At 55.1% G+C, this 18071-nt stretch carries 14 protein-coding genes and 1 pseudogene; 12 read left to right on the forward strand and 3 right to left on the reverse strand.

Translation table 11 applies throughout. From position 1 onward, the window contains the following. Positions 1-140 precede the first annotated feature (140 nt). Positions 141-344 (forward strand): hypothetical protein, encoded by a 204-nt coding sequence (locus ALB80_RS19660; RefSeq protein WP_050605807.1) that lies wholly within the window; start codon positions 141-143, stop codon positions 342-344. A gap of 4 nt (positions 345-348) precedes the next feature. Here ALB80_RS19660 and ALB80_RS19665 read toward each other — a convergent pair whose 3' ends face one another. Next, positions 349-1356, reverse strand: a complete 1008-nt coding sequence (locus tag ALB80_RS19665) for a replication initiator protein A (protein WP_050605808.1) — start codon at positions 1354-1356, stop codon at positions 349-351. Positions 1357-1757: 401 nt separating this feature from the next. On the opposite strand from ALB80_RS19665, the gene ALB80_RS19670 reads away from it, so the two are divergent. Together ALB80_RS19670 and ALB80_RS19675 are read left to right on the forward strand one after the other, a co-directional pair. Beyond that, positions 1758-3170, forward strand: a complete 1413-nt coding sequence (locus ALB80_RS19670; RefSeq protein ID WP_253276933.1) for an AAA family ATPase — start codon at positions 1758-1760, stop codon at positions 3168-3170. Positions 3171-3247: 77 nt separating this feature from the next. Beyond that, a complete protein-coding gene (locus ALB80_RS19675) occupies positions 3248-4264 on the forward strand; it encodes a ParB N-terminal domain-containing protein (protein WP_050605810.1) in 1017 nt (338 codons plus the stop codon). A gap of 28 nt (positions 4265-4292) precedes the next feature. On the opposite strand, the gene ALB80_RS19680 is transcribed toward ALB80_RS19675, so the two are convergent. Beyond that, positions 4293-5348: a site-specific integrase gene (locus tag ALB80_RS19680; protein WP_050605823.1), complete on the reverse strand. Its 1056-nt coding sequence runs from the start codon at positions 5346-5348 to the stop codon at positions 4293-4295. A 221-nt stretch (positions 5349-5569) separates the two neighbouring features. After that, a pseudogene (locus ALB80_RS19685) lies at positions 5570-6247 on the reverse strand (IS6 family transposase). Between the two features lie 211 nt (positions 6248-6458). Between ALB80_RS19685 and ALB80_RS19690 the strand changes: the two are divergent. The 9 genes from ALB80_RS19690 to ALB80_RS19730 form a co-directional block, all read left to right on the forward strand. Then, entirely contained in the window at positions 6459-7877 is a 1419-nt protein-coding gene (locus tag ALB80_RS19690; RefSeq protein ID WP_050605824.1) for a mannose-1-phosphate guanylyltransferase/mannose-6-phosphate isomerase, read from the forward strand. Positions 7878-7929: 52 nt separating this feature from the next. Next, positions 7930-9213, forward strand: coding sequence for a glycosyltransferase family 1 protein (locus tag ALB80_RS19695; RefSeq protein WP_050605811.1), 1284 nt, complete (start codon positions 7930-7932; stop codon positions 9211-9213). Positions 9214-9425: 212 nt separating this feature from the next. Continuing rightward, complete coding sequence (locus tag ALB80_RS19700) at positions 9426-10898, forward strand: glycosyltransferase family 1 protein (protein WP_083445388.1); 1473 nt, start codon at positions 9426-9428, stop codon at positions 10896-10898. A gap of 256 nt (positions 10899-11154) precedes the next feature. Further along, positions 11155-12192, forward strand: a complete 1038-nt coding sequence (gene gmd / locus ALB80_RS19705; protein WP_050605813.1) for a GDP-mannose 4,6-dehydratase — start codon at positions 11155-11157, stop codon at positions 12190-12192. Continuing rightward, positions 12192-13085 carry an NAD-dependent epimerase/dehydratase family protein gene (locus ALB80_RS19710; RefSeq protein ID WP_050605814.1) on the forward strand — a complete coding sequence of 298 codons (894 nt, stop codon included), beginning with the start codon at positions 12192-12194 and terminating at the stop codon, positions 13083-13085. Before gmd ends, ALB80_RS19710 begins: the two co-directional genes overlap by 1 nt. Before the next feature lie 303 nt (positions 13086-13388). After that, on the forward strand, positions 13389-14642 hold the full coding sequence (locus ALB80_RS19715) for a bifunctional 2-polyprenyl-6-hydroxyphenol methylase/3-demethylubiquinol 3-O-methyltransferase UbiG (RefSeq protein ID WP_050605815.1): 1254 nt from the start codon (positions 13389-13391) through the stop codon (positions 14640-14642). A gap of 56 nt (positions 14643-14698) precedes the next feature. Then, positions 14699-15889, forward strand: a complete 1191-nt coding sequence (locus ALB80_RS19720) for a hypothetical protein (RefSeq protein WP_157054282.1) — start codon at positions 14699-14701, stop codon at positions 15887-15889. Beyond that, positions 15886-17040: a glycosyltransferase family 1 protein gene (locus ALB80_RS19725; protein WP_050605817.1), complete on the forward strand. Its 1155-nt coding sequence runs from the start codon at positions 15886-15888 to the stop codon at positions 17038-17040. The genes ALB80_RS19720 and ALB80_RS19725 overlap by 4 nt, the downstream gene beginning before the upstream one ends. A gap of 20 nt (positions 17041-17060) precedes the next feature. Continuing rightward, positions 17061-18071 (forward strand): FkbM family methyltransferase (locus ALB80_RS19730; RefSeq protein ID WP_050605818.1); only part of this gene is annotated, 1011 nt, incomplete at its 3' end.

The following is an 18071-nucleotide window of genomic DNA, read 5'->3' on the forward strand; positions in this document are numbered from 1 at the left end:
TAACCAAATTTTAACCCTTAGTGGTCCAAAGTTTTGCCATGATTTCATCGCGGAATCATCTTGGGTATCTACCCAATGGCATAGCTACAGCCGCTCGGGGACTAGCCAGACCAAGACCAGAGTTGGAGGACTTGGAGAACATGATCGGAGTTATCGGAATAGCCATTCTTGTCGGCCTGTGCGCCGCTGGGATTGCTTTGTTCTCCGGTGCGTCCATTCTTATGGCACTGGGCAGCTACATCCTCTTTGGCTGGCTCTTCATCATTGCGGCCCTCATCGTTGTTGTCGCTGTCAAAGCCGTGAAGGCACGCGGGCAAAAACAAAAACCCGCCTATTCCAGCTAAGCGCCTAGTCCCGCCCGGCGACCCTCTTGGCCACATAGCCCAGAAACGCCCGTTGCGGGTTTCTGATCTGTGGGCGGCCCGACGCGGCCCAATAGGCCAACCAATCCGCCTCCAGCGCATAGACATCGCGGCCCGGCGCCATTGCTCGGGCTTCTTCCAGAGCACCTGACGGCAGGACTGGTTTGTCCGGCCCCTCGACCACCTGATCGCGGCGCGAGAAGCGGATCAGGTCGCCAGGCTCTTCGGTCATCTCGTAATCGGGCAGGTGATCGGCTGCGATCATGTCGCGGATCATCTTGCGGAACACCCGCCGGGGTGAAGCCGAGCCCGATTTCTTCAGCAGCACCTCGACCGAGATCCGCCATTCGGGCTGGCGGCCGCAATGTTTGCGTGCCAGTTCATAGATCCGCCGCTCCAGCGGTTTGCGCAGGCGGAAGTAGTCGCGGCTGAGCGTCAGTACCGATTTCGCCAGCACCGCGCGGAACAGCCAGTCTGACAGTTTCACGCTGACGCTGACCATCCGGCCCGCCCGGGTGTGGCGGACGATTTCCCAGCTTTCGATCAGACCGAAACCGGTGGTGGTCTCTTTCTCGCCGGTCGCGATATTGGTGGTGATCCGGGTCCCTGCCAGCCGCTCGAACGCCTCGCGCAGGCGCTTGTAGCCGTCGCCACTGGTCTCGCGATTGGTGGCCACCATCAGATCATGCGCCGTAAGATGCAGCACTTGACTGACAGTCCGTCCCGCGTTGATCGCCGCCATCAGCTGGCTGATACAAAAGATCAGGATGTCCTTGTCGTGGATCGTCGCCAAACCGCGCACCGACGGCGTCACCGTGATCTCGACCCCGTTATGTTCGTAATTAAGGATGCGCCGGTCCGGTCGGGTCGAGAGCGAAAACATCGGATGCTCCATCGAGCCCATATCTGTCTTGGGCAGCGCATCGAAGATATCGCATACAAAAAAATCGCCCGTTGGGTGCCGGTCAGGCAACAACGCCCCCGACCCGCTCATACTGCCCTGCCCATATGTCCTGCCCGAATCTTTGTTCGTGGTTTTATTGACGCTTACCGTAGAGTTATCCACAGGGGGCGTAAAGCCGCCGGAACGTGGGTTCAGAGTCACTGCAACGTGGGTTCAGAGTCACCCTATCGTGGGATCAGATTCACCATTAAGTTCAAAAGTGACTAAAAGCTCTTTTTTTTCTTATACTTACATGGAACTGATTTCCACCGTAACTAATAAGATAACAGAATTCTAACTGGATATTTTTTCACCTCACGCCCAAAACACACCGTTCAAAGAAATTTTACCCCTTATTTTTGCTTAGAAAATTCGATTTTATGCTCACAATGCTTCCATATGCTTCATTTTGTGGTATATTGATCAAAACATAGCACATGGGCAGATTTTCAATGCGAGTAGCACCGTCCGAAGGGCTTCCTCCCTATTTCAATATTGATCCTGACCTGGCCTATGCAGAGCTGGGTGAGCCAACCGGAACCGATGAATTTTCGCAGATTTCGGATGCCTGCGCCCGAGGGCGGGCAGATCTGGCGAACCGGGGTCTGGAAGAAGGTGGCCAGAAAATGCTGCGCCTGTTTTCAACCTGGGAGATCACCAAATATCTGATCCCTGTTGCACCGGCCCATTTTCGGCGGGTGTTGAAGGGTAACCCGGATTTGCCACAAGGACAGTCCGAGACGGAAGGCGGCGCCAAGTGGTTCACGTTGGATGAGGTTCTGCGGCTGCGCACACACTTTGCCTCGGAAGGATCCAAAGCAAAAGAATACCGCCCCTACCGTCCTGAAGGGTTGCCAGCCAAGATTGTCTCGGTGGCCAATTTCAAGGGCGGTGTTGGCAAGACCTCGACCTGCGCGCATCTTGCCATGTCCGCCGCTTTGGATGGCTACAAGGTGCTGGTCATTGATCTGGACAGCCAGGGCTCGATGACTTCGATCTTCGGCGGCAAGGTCAGCGATGAATGGCAGACGGTGTTCCCCTTGCTGGCTCGCCATTACGCCACCCATCTGCGCCGCGACAATCAAGGACGTCTTGACCGGGGTGAGGCCCCGCACCCGATTGATGACACCCTGTCCGAGGCGCTGAAGGTCCGTAGCAGCGATCTGATCCAGGCTACCCACTGGCCGAATATTGATCTGATTGGCGCTCAGTTGAACCTCTATTGGGCCGAGTTCCAGATCCCCGTCTGGCGGATGCAGGGCCGCAGCTGGAAGCTGTGGGATGCGCTGACCGACACGCTGGACGAGGATGGGGTGCTGGACGAATATGACATCATCTTCATCGATACCCCCCCTGCCCTCGGCTATCTGACGATCAATGGGCTTTCGGCCTCGGATATTCTGCTGGTGCCCATGGGGGCATCGTTTCTGGAGTTCGACTCCACCGGCCGGTTCTTTGACATGCTGCATTCCACCTTCCAATCCATCGAAGACGGAGAGAACATGGCGGCCCGCGCATTAGGGCGGCCCGAGATGGCCTTTCAATGGGATGCGGTGCGCACGGTTATCACCCGCTATGACGGCAGCCAGCAGGCCGAGCTGGCCGGACTGATGCAGGCCTATCTGGGCCGCACCCTGTCGCCGCATTGGCAGGGATACACGGCGCTGATCGGACAAGCCGGAGAACAGGTCAACGGCATCTACGAGGCGGATTACCGCGATTTCAACCGAGAGACCTATGTGCGCGGGCGGGAAACCTTTGATGCCACCTATGCTTCGTTCAAGAAGCTGCTGATCGGCGTCTGGCGGGGTGAAGAGCGGGCCCAGCAGGCCGAAGAGGCGGGAACACCGGAATTGCCGCTCTGAGCGCGATGTTTCGCGCGCGAAACACGTCTGCCGTGCCTCGATACAGAGTCTGACCCGCGCCGAAGAAGGAGAAAGTAATGGCGAAACGCAAACGACTGACCCCAGCCCGGCCGGATTATCTGGAAGACAATCGCCCTGCCCCCGGTCTGACATCCATGTTCCCTGCAGAGGCACCCCGCGCCGCGCCGCCGGTTGCACAGGTGGCCGGGGCCACGGCGGCCCAGGCTGCGCTAGAGGAGTTGTCCGGAGAATTGCGTGCCGCTCGGGCCGAAGGTCGCCTGGTGCAGGATCTGCCGCTGGATGCCATCGAAGAAACCTATCTGGTGCGCGACCGGATGGCGGCTGATGACGTGGATATGGAGGCGCTGAAGGAAAGCCTGAAGGCACGCGGGCAGCAAACACCGATCGAGGTCGTGGAATTGACCGAAGGGCGGTATGGCCTGATCTCGGGCTGGCGGCGCATGACTGCGCTGCGGGCGCTGGTGCAGGAGACGGGTGAGGCGCGCTTCGCAACCGTTCGCGCGTTCCTCAGACAGCCGCAGAGCGCGTCGGACGCGTATGTGGCCATGGTCGAGGAAAACGAAATCCGTGTCGGGCTGAGCTACTATGAACGCGCCCGGATCGTGGCGCGGGCCGCCGAGCAGGGGGTTTATCCGGACGAGGCCGCTGCCTTGCGCGGGCTGTTCGCTTCAGCCAGCCGGGCTAAACGATCCAAGATCGGATCGTTCGTTACGATCTATCACGCGCTGGATGACCATCTGCAGTTTGCTTCGGTTATTCCTGAGCGGCTGGGGCTGTCGATTGCGAAGATCGTGAAAGAGGAGGCTAAAGCAGCTTCTTTAATCGCCAAGGCTCTGCTGAAGGCCGAGCCTCAGAGCGGGGAAGCTGAAATTTCAGCTCTGATACGTGTATTAAACAACTTGGGGTCGAAAGGGGGAAAGCCACCTGTTGCCAAGACACCCCCGAAAGAGACATTTGGCAGCATTCAATTGAAACAGAGTCGAAACGGCGCACAGGTCACCCTGTCCGGCCAGGGACTGTCTGAGGCATTTCTTGCGGAGCTGAAAACCTGGCTGCACGCGCGCGACACCTGATGTTTCGCGCGCGAAACCGCTCCTTCTTTCACCCCAACAAGTCTGCCGCCGGGTTCTCTGCAATGTCCACATCGTCATAGTATTTTTGCGCCTGTGCCATGGAGCGGTGCAGGGAGAGGCGCATGGCAGCCTGGATTGGGGCGCCATCGAGGGCGGCCTGGGTTAGAAAACCGGAGCGCAAACCGTGGGGTGAGGCAAAGTTTTTGGGCAGCCCGGCCAGTTTCAGCCGGTGCTTGACGATCTGCGCAATGGCATCCGGGCTGAGGCGGCGTTTCAATACTCGGTCGGCCTTGGAGATCGGCCGGAAAAGGGGACCATTCTCGATGCGACCCACCTCGATCCAATGCACCAGCGCCTGCGCTGCGCGACCCTTGAGCACCAGCCGCGGAGTCTCACCCTTTTGGGTGGTCTTGGTCTCCAGCAGGGACAGCCAGACGAAGCCCTTGTCGTCGAATTCCTTACACGACACATCTTCGCGCCTCAGTCCGGTCAGTTCCGACCGGCGGCGGCCACCGGAGGCCCAACCCAGCATCAGCAACGCCCGGTCGCGGCAGTCCCGACGGCTCCCGCGGCAGGTGGCCAGCAGCTGTTCGAGCACGTCGCGGGTGATCGGGTGTTGCGATTTTGGGGCAAGGGGCCGGGCGGCGGCGCGACGGGCTTTGGCCCGGGCCTGCTTCACCTGTGGGGCGTCAAACGGGCTGGCGAGGTTCTTCATCCGGTGAAAGGCCAGCCAGGAGGCGACGCGCCGGTCCAGCGTCGACGGGGCAGGGCAGGTGAGGGACTTGCGCAACCCTTGTTCAATCAGAGATTCAGCCGCCTGCCGAGCACGATCTTCTGGTGGTGCATCGTTCAGATCCCGCGCATGATCGAGGATGAAGGCGAGGGCAATGTCTTGGCGCTCCGGCCATTCCAAGGATTTCTTGAAGGCCGCATCGGCCCAGGCGGTGATGTAAAGCAGGTCACGTTCGTAAGCGCGCAGCGTGTTGGCCGGGGTGCCTCGGACATAAAGATCGGTCAGCGCCTCCTGATCGGCCTGAGACAGGGCAGGGGAGGGGCTGGGCAGATAGGGTGCAGGGGCTGTCATGGCAGCCATTCTGCGCGCGTTTCCGCGGGAAATCAATCACACCTGATAAGGGATACTTATCGCGTATGGTCGTAATTTGAAGATATGCTGAAAGTAACGAGCAAAAATATCAAGTTTTGCGCGTAAATGGATTTCTGGTCTCTTATTACTCCAGAACATGATGATGTCGGTTCTGTTGCGAAGTTTCAGTTGGAAGAAGAGAACGCGCTGTAGCAGCAGGTTTAAGAGGCAAGTTCCGCGAACTGGCGCAACGGACTGAGTCCGAGTGTGATTTGACCTTTGCGGATCATGTGCGCCACTTCAATTCCGTCGAGCGTTGCCGCCGCTGAAGCGAAGGTCTTGAACCCCAGCATTGGCCGCGTGCGTCTTTTGATAAAACGGTGATCCTGTTTCACAATGCTGTTCAAGTATTTCCGCCTGACTATTTCAATTGGGACTGGGCAACCAAAGCCTTTCGGCATCTTGTTTATGGCCTTGATGCCGGCCGTGTTCGCCCCGCTTTTGTCGATGACATTCTTTTTCAGAGGGCCGTTGACCTCCAGCATTCGGGCAAAGAATTTGGTGGCGGGTTTGTTTCAGCGCTGCGAAAGCTTGAAATCAATCGTTTTACCGTGCTTGTCCACAGCTCGATAGAGATAAACCCACGCGCCTTTCACCTTGATGTAGGTCTCGTCCATTCTCCAAGAACGGTCGCAAGATTATCTGCGGCGACGCGCGGCCTCAGCAATCGTGCTAGAGTATCTTGTCACCCAGCGGTTCAGCGTAGTGTGATCCACCGAAACACCGCGCTCACCCATGATTTCTTCCAGGTCACGATATGAAACACCATATCGAACGTGGAAGAAGACCGCGAATAGGATCACATCCTTCGGATATTGCGCACCTTTGAAAGAAATCATAGGCCAACCTTCAACTGTATAATGCCGTTCGCCACACAGGCGCTAACGCCATGAAGGTCAAGGGTCAAAAGTTTGCAACAGATCCCACAACGGAACCTGCGTTTATCGGTTTATTGCAGAAAACTGATCCCACGATAAAAGAACCACCTTGAAAAACTGCTGTTAAGTTGAGAGTAGAGAGCCTCTATTTACTGGCAAAGGTTGTTTGATCGTGTCCATCACTCCTGTTCTTCTCTGCGGCGGTTCCGGCACTCGTCTTTGGCCGCTGTCTCGGAAATCCTATCCAAAGCAGTTTGCCGCCATTGCCGGGGAAGAGACCCTGTTTCAGGCTTCGGCCAGGCGTCTGTCCGGCGAGAGTTATGCTGCGCCCGTGGTGGTGACCGGGTCTGATTTCCGGTTTATCGTGACCGAACAGCTGCAGGCAGCGGGCATTGATCCAGGTGCGATTCTGATTGAGCCCGAAGGGCGCAATACCGCGCCCGCGGTTCTGGCTGCAGCCTTGCATGTGGCTGCGTCCGACCCTGAGGCCTTGCTGCTGGTCGCACCGTCCGATCATGTTGTGCCAGATGCAGACGCGTTCCGCGCCGCTGTGGTTGCGGGCGTGTCAGCGGCCCAGGCCGGGCAATTGGTGACCTTTGGAATTACACCGGACCGGCCTGAGACCGGCTATGGGTATCTCAAGCTGGCGGCGGCGCCTGAAGGCAGCACACCCGTCAAGCTCGACAGCTTTGTCGAGAAACCCGATGTAGATACTGCCACGGCGATGGTGGCCGATGGCAAACATCTGTGGAATGGCGGTATCTTCCTGTTCCGGGCCAGCGATATCATCGCCGCCTTTGAAACCCACGCGCCAGCGCTGATGACCCCGGTCAAGGCAGCTTGCGAAGCGGCCAAGGCCGATCTGGGTTTCCTGCGGCTGGACCCGGAGGCCTGGAGGCAGGCCGAGGATATCTCGATCGACTATGCCGTGATGGAAAAAGCTGACAACCTGAGCGTCGTGCCGTTTTCCGCCGGCTGGTCTGACTTGGGGGATTGGGACTCGGTCTGGCGTGAGGCGGGTCCGGATGAAAACGGGGTTGTGGCGACAGGCAGCGTTACGGCAATTGAGTGCAGTGACACGCTTTTGCGTTCAGAGGCGGACAATCTGCAAGTGGTGGGCATCGGCCTGAAGGACGTCATCACTGTCGCAATGCCTGATGCGGTTCTGGTAGCGGATAAATCCCGCGCGCAGGACGTGAAGAAGGCCGTCGAAGCGCTCAAGGCCAAAGGCGCAAACCAGGCCACCATATTTCCAAAAGATTTCCGCCCGTGGGGCTGGTTTGAAAGTCTGGTCGTTGGCGGGCGCTTTCAGGTCAAACGCATCCATGTCCACCCCGGCGCGGCATTGTCCCTGCAAAGCCATCACCACCGCTCCGAACATTGGATCGTGGTCGAGGGGACTGCGAAGGTCACGGTCGACGACGACGTTAAACTGGTGACTGAAAACCAGTCTGTATACATCCCGCTTGGTGCCGTGCACCGCATGGAAAACCCCGGAAAAGTGCCCATGGTGCTGATCGAAGTGCAAACCGGAAGCTATCTGGGCGAGGATGACATCATCCGTTATGAGGATGTCTATTCCCGGACTTAGAATGATCCGGGGAGACAGCTTTAACTGACCAGATGACTGAACGGAACCGGGAATGGTGAAAGAACTCAATGCAGCTGAAAAGCGGCAGGTTGTCTATGACCTTACAGAGGTTCTTTTGGCTTCGACCGGCAAGTTGCGCTACTATGGGATTGCCAAGGTTGTTGCCGAGATCGGCGCGGAACTGAAGAAACAAGATACCTCTGTCAGGTTCGCCGTTTTCTCACAAGGTCATGACGAACTGCTGGAGATATACCCGAGTCTGCGGGCAGACGGTGGGGTGGATCTGAACGTTCCGGTCGGAATCCGGCAACTGCGTGTGCGTAGTTACCATCACACCAAATCCCTGTTGCGGGATTTGGTGCTTGCTGTCGTTCGTCCGTTCGTCCAGCGCAGGAATCGCAAAGCCTGGGACGCAATAGCGCCTGGCATGACGCCCATTAACATGGCCGGCAAAACCCTGGTGAGTTGCGGGCGGCCCAAGCTGATAGTTGAAATCCTATGCGCTCTGGATCGTAAGGGAGTGTCTTGCGATATCATACCATTGTTGCATGACATGATCCCTATGCACGATTTCGAACACCAGCTTGCAAGCTTCCCGCGCAATTTCATCGGGGACAACCAGCTGCTGGTATCTCGGGCCAAGGCGTTGTTGGCCAATTCCGAATTCACACGGCAAGAGATTTTGGATTTTTCCAAAAAAGGTATTCTACCCGAAGCGCCAGAAGTCTTTGCCGTACCTCTTGTGCATGAATGTCCAGAGGGAACCGAGCAGGCTGAGCAGGACGCGCCTGAACAGCCGTATATTCTTACCGTTGGGTCAATGCTGGGCCGTAAGAATCTGGATGTGGTCTTCGAGGCGATGCGCCTTCTGAAGCGGGATGGGAAAGACGTTCCCACGCTGGTTCTGGCGGGGGCGTTGCGCCACAAGACCACCGCCTATCTGCAGTCGGACGAATGCAGCACAATCCGCGAGCATGTGGTCTTTCGCGAAAACCCCAACCAGACGGATTTGGTAAATCTCTACAAGAATGCGCTGGCGCTTATCTTGCCCAGCCGAATGGAGGGCTGGGGGCTGCCTGCGGGCGAAGCTTTGTGGTTAGGCACACCAGCGCTCTGCTCTACTGCGGTGGCTCTGAAAGAGGTATGCGGAGACCTTGGTATCTATTTCGATCCGGATCGAGCTGATCAGCTTGCAGATCACATCACAAGGTTGCTGTCGGATCCGGATTTCACCGGGCAGCTGCGTGCACGCATTGCCGCGCGCAAGCCGCAACTTCGCACCTGGACAGATGTTGCTGCGGATTTGCGAGAGGTATTGCAAAAACTGGGATACTGAAATCGCCAATGCTGTTGCTCACCTCCATATGCGGTCGGTCAGGGCAGCCACATCGACACCATGAAATCCGGAGTTCGGGCCAGATTGCGCTTGTTCGTGAGGTGTTAGTCGCGGGCGCGCAAAGTTGTTAAACCCAATACACCTTGGAAAAGCTGCGAGGCTATCCATCAAGATGAAGCCATTTCATCTGGCTGAATGCGTGGAGAGTAACTATGAATACCCCTATGTTTAACACAGATGGCAACAGAGTTTTTTTCGATATCTCTGGGTTGATCACTTATATCAAAAAAATTGACCGCTACTCTGGCATTCAACGCGTTATAGTAGAATTGATCACTGAGTTTGCCCAACTCAGTGATCCTAAGCTAATTTACCTAAGTTGGTGTGATCCGCGGTCCGGGGTTCAACGCTGCGTGCGTCTGAGCGAGATAGGGCAGGATACACTCGCCTCACCGGTGAAACTGAGACAACTCTTCCATCCTTGGAAGGCGGCACACTCGAATCTTCCAGTGCTGGATAGATACAGAAATAGTCCTGCCAAGTATTTCTTTCACCGTACCAAGCTGGATGTGCTGAGCTTGCTTCGGAGGGAAGCTCCCTTTCGAAAAAAGGATATGTCATCAAAATCGTGGCGTACAGCCCGATGGAAGAAAACACCCAAAAGCATCTCAGGGTCCCGCCGCACAGAGCTGCCTTTATTCGAATTGGCCACAGAGGGGGACCATCTTGTTCTTCTGGACAGCAGCTGGCAGGCGCACCAGAGTCAAGGATTCCGCATGGCCAGGACGCATGGGATGGAAGTGCATACGCTTGTCTATGACCTGGTTCCAATCGTGACCCCGGAGCTTACGGCTGGGACCATGCCTTACATATTCTATGACTGGCTTTTGACCTCTCAGGAATATACGAGCCGCTACATGACGATCTCCGAAGCCACCCGATGCGATCTTTTGCACTTTTTCCAGGCACATAATATCCAGCATACAGCAACGACTGTTCCTTTGGCGCAGGCTGGGCTGTCCAAAACCGAGGCAGCAGAAGAGGAAACCCAGACGCAGGGGCCCGTGTCGTCCCGGATTTCGTTTGACGCATATCCGCACCTCAAGGACACCAGCCAACTGAGTGCCGAACTGCGGAAAGTTACCGGGGAACCCTACGCCCTATGTGTTGGCACAATCGAACCACGCAAGAATGTATGGCGCACGGCGATGGCATGGAAATATCTGGTGGATCAGGGCCATCTTGATATACCAAAGCTGGTATTCGCTGGTCGCAGGGGGTGGTTGACGGCGGAGTTTGACCTTCTGATGAAGGGGACTGGCAATGTATATGGTTATGTAAACATCGTTGAGAGCCCGACAGATGAAGAGCTTCGCGCCCTTTACAAGAATTGCCAGTTCATATTGATGCCCAGTATTTACGAGGGCTGGGGTCTGCCTGTGGGCGAGGCGTTAGCTTATAAAAAGACGGGGGTTGTCGCCCAGAACAGTTCGCTTGTCGAAGTTGGAATGGATCTGGTTGAATACTGTGATGCAATGAGTATCGAAAGCATTGCAGAAGCTGTTTTAAGGCTCAACGATCCTTCTCGCCGTGCAACCTTGGAAGACAAAATACAAACCGCGCATTTGCGCAGTTGGACCGATGTGGCTCAGGATATGGGACAGGCTATGTACGCACCCAAATAATTCAATACGTACTTGAGAATTTCAGGAGTTTCGGCACTACAACCTGTGATCAAACGCTTGTGTTCAGCATTCAATGCTCGGAACAGAACATTCAACCGCCAATCCAGGACTTTGCAGACAGCTTGTTCAGCAGCAAGAGTGAGCGAAATCATACCACAAACGCCATGTACATATGGCGCAGTTGAGAAAAAAGAGTATTGCTCGTGTCGAGGTGTCTCACCCGACGGGTAATCGACAAAACAGAAAGGGATTAGAAGTGACAAAAACTGCGATCGTCACAGGTATTACTGGGCAGGATGGTGCCTATCTCGCACAGCTGTTGCTGGACAAAGGATACAAGGTCGTTGGCACCTTCCGCCGGGTTGTTTCCACGAATTTTTGGCGCATTGAAGATTTGGGAATTCGCAATCACCCCAATTTGGTTCTGTCAGAACTCGATCTGACCGACATGGGGACGATGATCCGGCTTATTCAGCGGGTAGAGCCGGAGGAAATCTATAACCTGGCTGCTCAAAGTTTTGTGGGCGTCTCGTTCGAACAGCCGCACACGACCGCGCAGATTACCGGCATTGGTGCGTTGCATCTGCTCGAAGCCATCAGAATCGTGAACCCCAATATCCGGTTCTATCAGGCATCCACGTCCGAAATGTTCGGCAAGGTTCAGGAAGTGCCACAGCGCGAGACGACCCCGTTCTGGCCGCGCAGCCCTTATGGTGTCGCCAAGCTTTATGCTCATTGGATGACCATAAACTATCGCGAAAGCTACGATATGTTTGGCAGCTCGGGCATTCTCTTCAACCACGAGAGCCCTTTGCGGGGGCTGGAGTTTGTGACCCGGAAGATCACTGATGCAGTTGCCAAAATCAAATTGGGCCAGCTTGACTGCCTTGAGCTGGGCAACCTCGACGCGAAACGCGACTGGGGTTTTGCCCGGGATTACGTGGACGGCATGTGGCGTATGCTGCAAGCCGATGAACCTGACACGTTTGTGCTGGCAACCGGTCGCACCGAGACCGTACGGGATTTTGTCTCCATGGCATTCAAGAGTGCGGGGATCCAGTTGCGTTTCGAAGGTGAAGGAGAGAAGGAAGTGGCCGTGGACACCGAAAGTAATCGTGTTCTTGTACGGATCAGCCCCAAATTCTATCGGCCTGCCGAAGTTGATTTGCTGATTGGTGACGCAAACAAGGCAAAGCAGGAGCTTGGTTGGGAAGCGACAACGTCTCTGGAAGATCTTTGCCAAATGATGGTCGAAGCAGATCTTGCGCGCAACGAGAAAGGCGTGTCCTTCTAATGTCCGCTCCGCGAGTTCTGATAACCGGGCGTTACGGGTTTACCGGACACTACGCCGCAAAAGAGCTTGAAAGGGCGGGATGGGATGTTTGGGGGACCGGGACACACCCGGCTCCTGAACCCGATCCCAATTACCTAGAAGCGGATTTGACCGACGCTCGCAGCCTCGAGCAGGTTATCACAAATGTCGCGCCGGACGCGGTGCTGCATTTGGCGGGGGTCGCCTTTGTGGCGCATGGGACAGCAGAGAGCTTTTATCAGGTCAATCTGATGGGAACGCGTTGCTTGCTTGAAGTACTTGCCAACACCGGGCACGGAAGCAAGGCCGTTGTTCTGGCCAGTAGCGCAAATATTTATGGCAACGCCACAGAGTCATCCATCCCGGAAACTGCCCGCCCGGCGCCGGTTAATGATTATGCGGTTTCAAAGCTTGCCATGGAGCACATGGCCCGGCTGTTTGATGACTGCCTGCCTATCGTGATCGCGCGGCCATTCAATTATACGGGCCACGGGCAGGATCCTAAATTCCTTGTGCCCAAGATCGTTTCTCATTTTAGTCAAAAGCTGCCGCAGTTGGAACTGGGTAATCTGGATGTTGCCCGGGACTTTTCGGATGTGCGCGACGTGGCGCGGATATACAGGTTATTGCTTGAAAACGCGCCTCGGGGTGAGACCGTGAATATCTGCTCGGGCAAGGCAACGGCGCTAGGAGAGATCCTGAACATGTGCCGAACCATCACCGGCCATGAGATCGAAGTGGTATCCAACCCTTCCTTTGCGCGTGCTCAGGAAATAAAAATTCTGATGGGCGATCCATCGCATCTGGAAAGTCTGATCCCGGTGGGCGTTCGTCACAGCTTGGAAGAGACGCTGAGATGGATGCTGAATGAGTAACCTGAACCAACCACCCTGGCACCATTTTCGGTTTGAGCTATGAGCGGATGCGCCTAGGTTGTAGCCTTCGCTATACTGTGGGGCTCATCGGTTCCCGGCCCGTTCCATGGCGTGTGAGTGCTCAACCTCTGTTCAGAGCTGCACCGCCTTAGTCCTGAGCGGGAAGAGCCAATATAGTGGAACGAAATCTGGATGAGAACCGGGATGAACTCCGGCTGATCATGCACTAACAATTGGATTGGGCTGTTGAAGCAGGGCCAATCATCTTCGACAAAGCTAAGTGAACGACGAAAGTATGGAAGTATGACGGACACCTTCTATCGCGATCTGGAAGCGCAGTTTCGTGGCGATCCTTCTCATATTTTGAGCCGTTTGCGGGTGTATCAACCGTTTTTGACTCCGCTTGCCTGTCAGGAGGGGGGCGCACAGGCGCTTGACCTGGGGTGTGGTCGAGGTGAATGGCTTGAAATCCTGGAGGAAGCCGGCCTTAGTGCGCGTGGCGTTGATATCGACAAGGCCATGCTGGATGTTGCCCGCGACAAGGGGTTGGCCGTTGAAAGCATGGAGGCGTTGACAGCAATACGGGCGCTTCCAGATAACACGCTTGCGCTCGTTTCAGCTTTTCATCTGATTGAACATTTGCCGTTTGATGAAGTGCGCGAGCTGGTAGAAGAAGCACGCCGTGTCTTACGTCCGGGGGGGCTTTTAATTCTGGAAACGCCCAATCCGGAAAACCCGCTTGTTGGCCTGGTAAACTTCCATCTCGATCCCACTCATGTACGGCCGCTGCCCCCAATCTTGACCAGTTTTCTCACTGAGCACGCCGGATTCTCTCGTAATGTGGTTCTTCGGCTTCAGGGCAGTGAGCCAAAAGACGAAACGGCTGCCCATCTGATCAGTCTTTTGACAGATGTTTCGCTGGACTATGCAGTGGTGGCACAGGTCGATGGTCCAAAGATCGGCGATTTGGATAAGGCTTTTGCACTCCAGCTTGGGATGGACCTTCACCATGGCTTACACCGGTTTGATGCGGCCCTTTCAGCGCGCATGTCTGATATTCATCAGGTGCTGGCCAACCAGGATAAGGCCATCACTGCACTGAGAAAAGAGTTGAAGCAGGTCGCACCTTTGGCCGCGGAATTGCCGGCCCTGCGCCGCAAAGCCCAGGAACAGCAAAAGGTACTGAAGGAACTCCTAAATCAATCCAAGCGTAGTATTCTGGAACGTCTGCTGTTCCGGCCCGTGAGTGGCCGTCCAAAGCGTGCTTTGCGGAGGTTACTGTTCCACACAAATGGTAAACCGCGTGGAATGTTCCGAAAATGGATCGTTGATGGTGATGGAACCCCTCGGCGTCTGTTCCGACAGTGGATGAGCAGCCCGGATTATCTGATGTTGCCTTGGCCTGCGAACCAGCATCTGGGCACAGTGCCTGAACCTGAGGAAAATATTCTTGTTTTTGATCCTCACAGACCGCGCTCGACTGATTTACCTGCGCATGTCATGACAATCGAAGAACTTGTCGCCAAAGCTGACGATTCGACCAAGAGAGGCACCTGAACTTGCTGCCAAACACTCCTGAAGGACAATCCGCTACGGTATTTCTGAGCTCTTTGTTGGACGAAGAGCGTCTGCCTTTTCAGGCTCATGTACTGACCCTGGGGCAGGCGCACTATTCATGGAAACTCATTGCTGGTCTCTATGAAGAAGGGCTGGTACAGGCTGGGTATTCTTCGAAGAATATTGCGCGCCCAGAGATTTATCAGGCCCCGATTGCGCGAGAAATCATGAACATCACACCGCAAGACCTGCATATTGCCGTCAAACCAGTTGAGCATTTACGGCCCTTTTACAATCTTCCAAATCTGTTTGTTTGCGGCTGGGAATTCCCCGAGTTCTTTCGTGGAACACCGGATATTTCACCTTTTTATGATCAACTTGCAGTTCTGAAGCGGGCGGACCGCATTCTGTGCTGGACTGATTTCACGCGCGATAACCTTCATGCCGCGGGTCTGTCTCAGGCGATAACCTTACCACCTCCGATAAAACCGACGGAACCTGGAGATGATGCGGAAGTTATGGCTATGCCCGCCGTGTTCCTTGCCGGCAAAGATACAAGCGACCCATCGAAGGTCACCACCTTTGGGGATGCGATACAGGGGCGTTCCGAACCTGTACTGCTTGCAGTGCTCAACCCCTTCGACAAGCGTAAGCGCATCGACAAACTGCTGGAAGGTGTATTGCAGGCGCGTGCTGCAGGGCATGACTTTTTGCTGGTGGTCAAACTCGTAATTGATGGCAAGGCGACGACAATTTGTAACATCAACGAGATCCTGAATAAGGTATATTCTTTCCGCGAAACAAGCGATGCCGTGCTATTTTGTGCCGGACATCTGGACGACCAATCCATGGCTGCCCTTCGCGCGCATTCTGATTTCCACGTGGGAGCGCCATCTGCAGAAGGGCTTAACCTGCCATTGGTTGAAACAGCGTTGCAGGACATCCCCGTTATAACCACCAGGAATACCGCCATGGCCAGTTATCTTGGCCCAGACGATGCGATCTGGATCGAATGCGCGCCTGAAACGGCAGATAGTTCAATCAATGCGTTCTCTGAACATGCGCGTTTCACTCATTTTCCCGCGACACCGGAAGCCATTTCTTCAGCTATCGGTGAGGCTTTATCCTTGGATGGCAATGCACGCCAGGAACTTGCGCGGAAAGGTCGACATGCGATCGATTCTAGGTTCGGGCAGGCCCGTTTCGAAGCGGACTTCCATAGGCTAGCAAAGGAGGTTCTGGCATGACCGGCCACCGCGTTCCCTGGGTGATCGACGCCAGCCCACTCTGGGAAGTTCAATATACGGGTATTTCAAACGTTACCTATGAAATTGTTCGCCGCGCTGTCGCCGACCCTGATGCAGAGGTACATATCCTCGCTGTGGATCACGTGATCCCGCGGGCGCTTGTGGATCAATGCATAGCGGAACGCAGCGGCAAGTCGCTTCAGGCGGCCGTTCCCAGATTGCCCAAAGCAAAAAAAATCAAGGATATCCTGCGCGGTCAGGGACGTTTTGATGGCACCGTCGGGCTTTTTCTGAATGCGCGACCACTTGAGAAGCTATTCGATTGGGAGGCGATGATGTTTTACGATTTCTCGCCTCTTCTGACGCCGGAATGTCATACTTCGCATACGGTGGAATACCATTCGAAGGGGATTTCCCAGCAGGTAAGCATCTGTGATCACATGTTCTGCATTTCCGAGGCAACTGCTCGTGACTTGAATTGGGTTTTCGATGTACCGCGTGACGATATTACGGTTTGTCTGTTGGGGCACAGTACAGACGAAATAGCATACAGGGCTGCCCGTAGTCTGCTGGGTGAAGCCGAGGTGGAACCGTTTTTATTGATGCTTGGGACGATCGAACCGCGCAAGAATATTGGACTGGTACTGGAATGGCTCTCTACGCATTCCGATGTGTTGGATACGTACCGTGTCGTATTCGCCGGTCGACAGGGATGGGGGCCAGATCTTCAATCCCAGATCAAGCACTGGGGTCTTGAGGATGCTGTTCAATCCGGGCGGATTGTTTATATGGACTACGTCAGCGAGGCACAGAAGAACGCGCTTCTGGTCGGGGCTTCTGCGTTACTTTACCCTTCTCTTTTTGAAGGGTTCGGCCTGCCTGCCCTTGAAGCCATGGGCTTTGATCTTCCGGTCCTGTCTACCGTGTCGACATCCTTGCCCGAGGTGCTGGGTGATACCGGTTATTACTTCGACCCTTATAGCAGCACATCACTAGATGTCGCCTTCCGCCGTTTCGTGGCCGATGCTAAAAGCGGTGCGTTAGAAGAAGTCGTAGAGGCCGCTAGAGCGCGCGCGCAAACCTTCGACTATGATAAAACCTACAAACTGGTGCGAGGCCGCCTGGCTCAAGCTGCCCGTGGAATTGCCTAGAATTGAAAGCTTCTGAAAATATGTTTCGACGCAATGCAAATAAGTCTCTCAGCTACAGCCCGCCTGCTTTCGTAACCAGTCTCTATGAACAGCTGCTTGGGCGAACGCCGACATCCGAAGAAATCGACAGCCATGTAAGATCTCTCCTTTCGGGAGAAGCAGACGCCTCTGCGATGATCGAGCGTTTTGTTGCCTCGGACGAATATGCGCAACGTGCTCTTTCAACGTCGGCCCCATTCATCAACGCGCATGACCAGTTCGGTGAAATAGCTCTGCTTCTGAAAGAGTGGGCGTGTCATAGTGTTGCCGATCCGGTGGTGGTGGATGTTGGAGCCCGTGGTCGAGACCGCTCCAACTCATATGACCTGATGGCACATTTTGGCTGGCGCGGACTGTTGGTTGAAGCCAACCCGGTGCTGTTATCCAATATTCAGGCCGAATTTAATGGCCTGAACTGTATAATCGTGGGCACGGCTGTGTCCGATTATAATGGCAGCGCGGAGTTTACCATTGGCGTAAACGATGATGTGTCCTCACTTGATCCCGCCGCCGCAGCCTCTTGGGGCGAAACAAGGGGTGCGGTTCAGGTCAATGTGCGTTGTCTTCCTGAACTGTTGAAAGAGCATGGCATCGGTCAGGAATTTGGCCTCCTGTCGCTCGATATCGAAGGTGAGGACGTCAAAGTTCTGACCGATCTCGTGGCAAATTCAAACTATCGGCCGGATTACATCATCATCGAGGCGTCGCAAGACTTTCAGGTCAAATCTCTGGATGCGCTTGATGTGCCTGACATTGTGCGTGACACTTATGAGATCTTTGCCCAGACTCGCGCTAATCTTCTGCTGCGCCATGTGGGGAAACGGCAGGTTACGGCAACACCAAGTGCATATTCAGAGCCTTTGGTGCAGAACTCGGATCTTGTCATGTCACGCGGCGTGGAGGGAGGATACTGGGTAACCCATCGCAATGATGCCGTGATTGGTGCCGCTATTCGTCAGACTGCCCATTTTCAGGAACAAGCCATTGACGAT

The sequence above is a fragment of the Ruegeria sp. 6PALISEP08 genome, assembly GCF_001238295.1.
Classification (GTDB): domain Bacteria; phylum Pseudomonadota; class Alphaproteobacteria; order Rhodobacterales; family Rhodobacteraceae; genus Ruegeria.

Excerpts from the sequence above, each read along its gene's own strand:
- ALB80_RS19660 (WP_050605807.1), top strand. The coding sequence starts at position 141 with ATGATCGGAGTTATCGGAATAGCCATTCTTGTCGGCCTGTGCGCCGCT.
- ALB80_RS19665 (WP_050605808.1), bottom strand. The coding sequence starts at position 1,356 with ATGAGCGGGTCGGGGGCGTTGTTGCCTGACCGGCACCCAACGGGCGAT.
- ALB80_RS19670 (WP_253276933.1), top strand. The coding sequence starts at position 1,758 with ATGCGAGTAGCACCGTCCGAAGGGCTTCCTCCCTATTTCAATATTGAT.
- ALB80_RS19675 (WP_050605810.1), top strand. The coding sequence starts at position 3,248 with ATGGCGAAACGCAAACGACTGACCCCAGCCCGGCCGGATTATCTGGAA.
- ALB80_RS19680 (WP_050605823.1), bottom strand. The coding sequence starts at position 5,348 with ATGACAGCCCCTGCACCCTATCTGCCCAGCCCCTCCCCTGCCCTGTCT.
- ALB80_RS19695 (WP_050605811.1), top strand. The coding sequence starts at position 7,930 with ATGGTGAAAGAACTCAATGCAGCTGAAAAGCGGCAGGTTGTCTATGAC.
- ALB80_RS19700 (WP_083445388.1), top strand. The coding sequence starts at position 9,426 with ATGAATACCCCTATGTTTAACACAGATGGCAACAGAGTTTTTTTCGAT.
- ALB80_RS19710 (WP_050605814.1), top strand. The coding sequence starts at position 12,192 with ATGTCCGCTCCGCGAGTTCTGATAACCGGGCGTTACGGGTTTACCGGA.
- ALB80_RS19715 (WP_050605815.1), top strand. The coding sequence starts at position 13,389 with ATGACGGACACCTTCTATCGCGATCTGGAAGCGCAGTTTCGTGGCGAT.
- ALB80_RS19725 (WP_050605817.1), top strand. The coding sequence starts at position 15,886 with ATGACCGGCCACCGCGTTCCCTGGGTGATCGACGCCAGCCCACTCTGG.